Source organism: Butyrivibrio sp., from assembly GCF_017940685.1.
Lineage (GTDB): Bacteria > Bacillota > Clostridia > Lachnospirales > Lachnospiraceae > Butyrivibrio.
This window is the reverse complement of the sequence record NZ_JAGAYD010000079.1, coordinates 1-5515: the sequence shown is the minus strand read 5'-3', so window position 1 is coordinate 5515 and position 5515 is coordinate 1. Positions and strand designations below refer to the sequence as shown.

The 5515-nt window shown below is 44.3% G+C and carries 5 protein-coding genes; all 5 read right to left on the bottom strand.

Annotated features, from left to right (window positions below):
* Nucleotides 1-212: 212 nt before the first annotated feature.
* Nucleotides 213-671: a hypothetical protein gene (locus J6I68_RS05450; protein ID WP_292218228.1), complete on the bottom strand. Its 459-nt coding sequence runs from the start codon at nt 669-671 to the stop codon at nt 213-215.
* An 11-nt stretch (nt 672-682) separates the two neighbouring features.
* Nucleotides 683-2767, bottom strand: a complete 2085-nt coding sequence (locus tag J6I68_RS05445; protein ID WP_292218226.1) for a cobaltochelatase CobT-related protein — start codon at nt 2765-2767, stop codon at nt 683-685.
* 35 nt (nt 2768-2802) lie between these two features.
* Nucleotides 2803-4410, bottom strand: a complete 1608-nt coding sequence (locus J6I68_RS05440; protein WP_292218224.1) for an AAA family ATPase — start codon at nt 4408-4410, stop codon at nt 2803-2805.
* Nucleotides 4411-4530: 120 nt separating this feature from the next.
* Entirely contained in the window at nt 4531-4911 is a 381-nt protein-coding gene (locus J6I68_RS05435; protein WP_292218222.1) for a hypothetical protein, read from the bottom strand.
* Nucleotides 4912-4914: 3 nt separating this feature from the next.
* Nucleotides 4915-5515: SseB family protein (locus J6I68_RS05430; RefSeq protein WP_292218219.1), on the bottom strand; the 601-nt coding region annotated here is incomplete at its 5' end.

The window sequence follows — 5515 nt, the reverse complement described above, 5'->3', positions numbered from 1 at the left end:
TTTCTGTACAACGTGTTTTGGTATTGTCTGCAAACAATACCGTGTAACCTTCATCTATAAATAAATATGGGAGAGCGGGTCTTTGATAACAGCTAAAAGCTGATTTTTTCTAAAAAATATATTTCGCATCTGTACAGAAAGACACTGTACAGAAAGACATAGAAAAAGAGCCCCGAAGGGCCCTTGTTCTTTAAAATATGTGCAAAAGCGGATCAGCATTCAGAATAGTATTCGATGACCTTTTTAACATCCTTTTCCTCTAAAAGAGGGGCAGGAAGGTATTTCCCATAGGTCTCAAAGAACTTCTCCTTCTGCTGTACAGAAAGTTTTGATGCATAAGCGTCGGCATCGAGCTTAGAAAACTTGTAACGCAGATAAAGTTCTGCATTATCCCCAAGGGATGATAAAAGCTCAAGCTCTTTCTTTACGCTATCTATAAGGGGAAGTGCCCCGTCAAGTGGACCTGCGTAAAATGATGTGCCTACTATTATGCATGGCTCTTCTTCTGCTACCGGGAGCGGTATGGCATCAGCTTCGGGATAAGCCTCCACATCACCATCCGATATCCCTGAAAGAAGACCCTTAAGCAGACTTTCATCCGTCGGGAAGGTTGTAAGCCCCTCCACGACGATCACAAGCCTTTCGCCATCTTTGAATGTTTTTATATTCATGGTATCTCTCCTTATTTTTTCGCAATGACCTTTGCAAGCTTTTTACACAGCATATTTGTAAGAAGTCTTTCATCTTCTACGAAGATAAAGTCCTTTCCATACATCTGCTGCAAGAGCGTAGGGCCACAGGAACGTCCAACCGCTATGCCAAACACTGTCATCTGCTTTCTGGCCACCTTGATAGCATCAATGGTATCAGCTATTCCGGTTCTGCCGTCATATGAATAACATGCAGGCTGGCCATCAGAGATCACAAAGAGAATCTTATTATCCTCCTGTCTTGTCTTTAAGAGCTCCGCCGCATAACGGATTGAATATCCGTCAAAGTTATTATCTGCCGCATACATGGAAATCAGCGACTCTCTGTCAGACTTCTTGTTTGCCCACGTTACATAATGATCGTGCACGGCGTCGGCACCGCAATCAGCGTGAAACCCGATAATGTAGTAGGGGATGTGGCAGGCTGTAAGTGCTTCCGCCATGGTGATAGCGGTTTTTCTTGCCTGCGCTTCCTTTCTTCCGGACATTGAGCCGGAAAGGTCAACGAGAAGAACTACCGCCGCGTCTTTAAGCTTGGCGGGGTCTCTGCGCCTGTCAAAGACTCGGGCTGTTGTACCGAGACTGCCACGGATGATATTGTAATCACCGCTTGTGGCTGCTACTGACTGCTCTTTATCAGCCTGGAAGATCTTATTCAAGGTCTTTGTGAGATTTTTAATCTCGGGCTGATATGCTCTTACTGCCTCTGCATACATTTGCGACATATGACCGCCTGTAGTGTCTTTGATCCTTCTGTTTTTACAAGAAGGAGTTCTACGCTTGAAGTTAGGTGATGTGATGTCAAAATCCGGGAGCTCATCGGTCTTTGCCTCTTCGCTCTTTTCTGATTTTTCCATCCTTGTAGCTTCCGTCTTGATCGACTCCTCGATATCATCAAGAAGTTCATCGCTGATTTCCACCGTGTCATCAGCCTCTTCATTAGCCACTTCTTCGCTTGCAGTAAAGTCGTCTTCATCATCAGATGAGTCAGAATAATCAATCTTTCCGCCTTCACCTTCCTGACGTTTGCCATCTGACTCCTGTTTTGAGTCCGAGGACTGTCCTTCAGATGATTTGCCAGCCTTACCTTTATCAAGGCTTTCGCCGTTTCCGTTTTCTGCATCGGAACTTCCGCCTTCGTTTTTGGCTTCTTCTTCGGACTCTTTGCCATCTTCGCCCTCTCCGTCCCCTTCGCCTTCTTTATCTTCGTCTTCTGATTTCTCAGATGACTTTGACTTCATTTTGGCAACAGCACTGTTACGCTTTGCCTGGGCTTTGGAACCGGACGACGATGAATCCATTTCATCCTCTGAGTTTGCCATGATATGTGCGCCGTTTCTCTTAAGGAACTCGGCAAGCTCCTCCATGAGCTTTTCAAAGAACTCCTGCTCTTTTACGAGCTCTTCCCACAAGGGTCTTGTTATCTCCATGCACTCTTTTGCGTAATCAATACGCTTCTGGGAGTTTGCGGTGGTGATAGCCTCGTTGTAGATAGGAGCAACTTTGATAAAATACTCCTTTGCTTCGGGAAAAGTCCACTTGCCTTTTACAAGCCCCATATCCCCAAAATTGATAAGGGCATTTATGAGCTGTCCAAAGGCTGATGAGGAATGTTCAATGCCAGGAGATACTTTATAGATGTGCTTTATAGAAAAGCGAAGTGACTCAAGGAGTCTTCCGCCAAAGCACTGATCCGCGAAATACTCGATTGCAGGATCTTCTATCGTGTTTGCAAACTGCATGAAAATTCCTGCCTCTGCCCTACTCATTTTTTCTGTACAGCGATTTGTGTACGAAAAATTCGTAAGAAGCTGATGTAGTAGTTCATGCGCAAACACTCCGGTCCGTAAGGCATCTTTTTCTTCCTCGGACAAATCTTCCATTACTTTGTGATCCCATGCCACATTAACAATGCAACTGTTTCTTGAACCCATGGAAGTATATCCAAGGTCATCGCCAAAAAGCCAGTTGACGCCAACGTGCACAGTTTTAAGAAGAGATGAGCCTGTTCTTCCAAGGGAAGACGCAAAGGCTCTCTGCTTTACTCTTTCGTCCATTATTATCCTCCTATACAGCCACTAAGGGCCCGCCTTTAAAATTCAAAGGCAGGCTCTCTTAAGCTTTCAATTCTTTCTCTCTGAAGGTTTCTTGCAACTTCCAGATCAACAACCGCAACAGCTCCAACAATGGAATTGATGAGCGCTCTTCTGGGGCTCTGTCCTTCTTCAAGGTTTGTTATCGCACCAAGACAGGTACGGATTGAGAGGTTCTGGCAGATATCGTCCTCATTAACATCTGGGGACTTAAGATAATCTACCGTTGCCTCGTAGGCATCATATACCCATGTGCAGACCTCTTTAGACTTCTTTGAAGTCTTTTCAAGGATTGAGATGAATGTCTCCCTTGTGGGGTCATCAAGAATGTAGGGCGTTGAAAATCTGTTTGCGAGCGCCTGGTTCAATGGATTTGAGCCGTTTGTGCCAACGTTCATAGTTCCGATGATGACATTAAGAGGGTGTCTTACGACGGTCTCATAGCCATTTTTCTTTACGATGAACGGGTACTCAAGCTTCTGTCCGAGACAGCCCATTGTGACCGATGGATCAGCAAGGTTTATTTCCTCGTTGATGTCGATTCCGCCGAACTGATGGAACAGTAAACTGTCTGTTTCTACAAACTGTGGCTTTCCATCCACGATACGGCTCTTGCCTTCAACTTCGCCCTCTTCAGAGTGCTTGTTCCACGCTGTTGTGCAGACAGGCATTCCTGTTGCTGCTGAAAGCGCATAAGCAAGGGCCGTCTTACCCGTACCGGGCTTTCCGAGAAGAAGGATGTTGAGTGCATCCTTACCGATTGCATCTGCACCGGTAAGACCCATATCCATTCTCTCAAGGATCTTGTCAGCTCTGAACTTGATCTTCTTAACAATCTCCTCAAATTCGGGAGTTGGCTCGAATGAGTCAAGGTAGTCAGGCTTCTTGATAAAGCCTTTGAGCTGTTCTGGCCACTCATAAGCAACGATATACTTACCGTCCTTGCAGTCCTTGATGAAATCAGACGCTTTTTTTGCTGCTTTCTTTGCCTTCTTTGCTACTGCGATTGAGCCGTCATATTCTGACTTACCCATCATGTCGCTAGGAAAAACAGAAGTGAGCTTTGTAAACTCACCGCTTCTGAAAGCCGCCTTGACTTCTTCTTCAAGACCACTATCGAACTCCATGTCTGTAGGATAATTATTACCCGACAAAACATTGAAGTAGTAATAGCTGTCGCAAAAATGAAGGAGAATGTCTTTTGAACACGTCCCCGTCATCTTCACTTCTTCGATCATGTTCTGAAGAAGTCCGTAAAGCTCTGAGTTACTCTTCATCTGGTGGATAACATTTGCAACTGCCTTGTATCTCTGATGGTAGTTTGAGCCTTTCTTGATATAATAGCTGGCGCCATCATCAAGATAAGCCGTGCCATCTGCAAACTCAAGGTAGATGCTACCTGCGGAGTTGGTGTATGCGCTCCATGTCTTGGGGTACGCAAACATAAGGTCAAAAATAAATCCTGCCAGTGATACTTTTGATCCGCCGTCCTGTCCTCTTCTGTGTACAGAAGTGTTCATTCCTGCGGGGCCGGTCTTATTAACCTTGATTCCTCCGCAGCTTTCAATGCCGTTAGCTGTATAGCTGAATAATTCTCTTGCGTCCATATTTAATTTCCTCCATTCCAAATAAACTATGATTACACATAAAATATGGATAATAGAGAGGGTGATAAAAAATAAGACGCTGTTAAGCGTCTTATTCTGGTACAAATTACATTTTATTTTTTATATTTTCCCTACGAAATTAGTGAACAGCCCGACTACACCGCGTTTTTTTTGGTGGTAGTCATCACCCTTTCTCTCTGAAAGGATCTCCTGTGTATGGCGAAGCCTTTTCTGTGCCTTTATTTCCGACAAAGGGAGCATCTTAAGCTGTACAGGGCTCGAAAAGTCCTTGTCGCAGTCTATACAGAAACAGTTAGCCCCGATAAGGTCTGGTTTCATGCGGATAAGCTCTCCGTTTTTTAGAGCTTCATCTACCTGCCACTCAACTTCTGTCTTTCTGTATTCTTTCACGTACCTTCCCGTGGCATAGCTTCCACAGTTAGGGCACTTTGCAACGTAGTAATATGGCAATCTTATTATCTTCTCAAGAGGGTTTTTCATAGCTTATCCTTTCATAATCTCCTGCAACTGCTTATCTGTAAGTATTATGGCATCAGACAAAGGGTTTATTATCACGGATTCATGGCCTCTTATCCGTCCGATCTTATACAGAGGCAGCTCCACGGGCTTCCATTCCTGCTCCTGCTCCAAATTCCATGAATTAAACTCCCTAATAGTCGTAAACAGGCAATAATACTTATCTTCACCATTAGTAGTTGCATAGGAATAATGCATTTCTGGATATCTTTTTTCAAGACGAGGGTCTATAAGGATCGGGGCAAGGAAAACCGCTCCTTTTAAAGCCTTCATATATTTTTTCTTTGATGTCTGCTTAAGGAGTGCCACAGAAAGGCTTGCGAGCTGATTGGTGTATTCCCTCTTAACATCCCCCTTTTCTATCGGAATAAGGGCACTGTCCCCGCCTTTTTGCTTCACATTTATCGCTTTTATGCCATACCCATAAAGCTCTGCAATAAAAGGCATTCTAAAGTGCTTGGCATCCTCTATCTTTATGTCGGACTTATCGGAGATAAACTTCTCTGCATCGCTCCTTAGATAAAAGAGATAACAAGCACCTTTTTCGTCGATATATGGTTTTAGTGTC

What these genes read in the sequence shown, in the direction of transcription:
- J6I68_RS05440 (WP_292218224.1), bottom strand. Translation starts at nt 4,410, where the DNA reads ATGGACGCAAGAGAATTATTCAGCTATACAGCTAACGGCATTGAAAGC.
- J6I68_RS05450 (WP_292218228.1), bottom strand. Translation starts at nt 671, where the DNA reads ATGAATATAAAAACATTCAAAGATGGCGAAAGGCTTGTGATCGTCGTG.
- J6I68_RS05435 (WP_292218222.1), bottom strand. Translation starts at nt 4,911, where the DNA reads ATGAAAAACCCTCTTGAGAAGATAATAAGATTGCCATATTACTACGTT.
- J6I68_RS05445 (WP_292218226.1), bottom strand. Translation starts at nt 2,767, where the DNA reads ATGGACGAAAGAGTAAAGCAGAGAGCCTTTGCGTCTTCCCTTGGAAGA.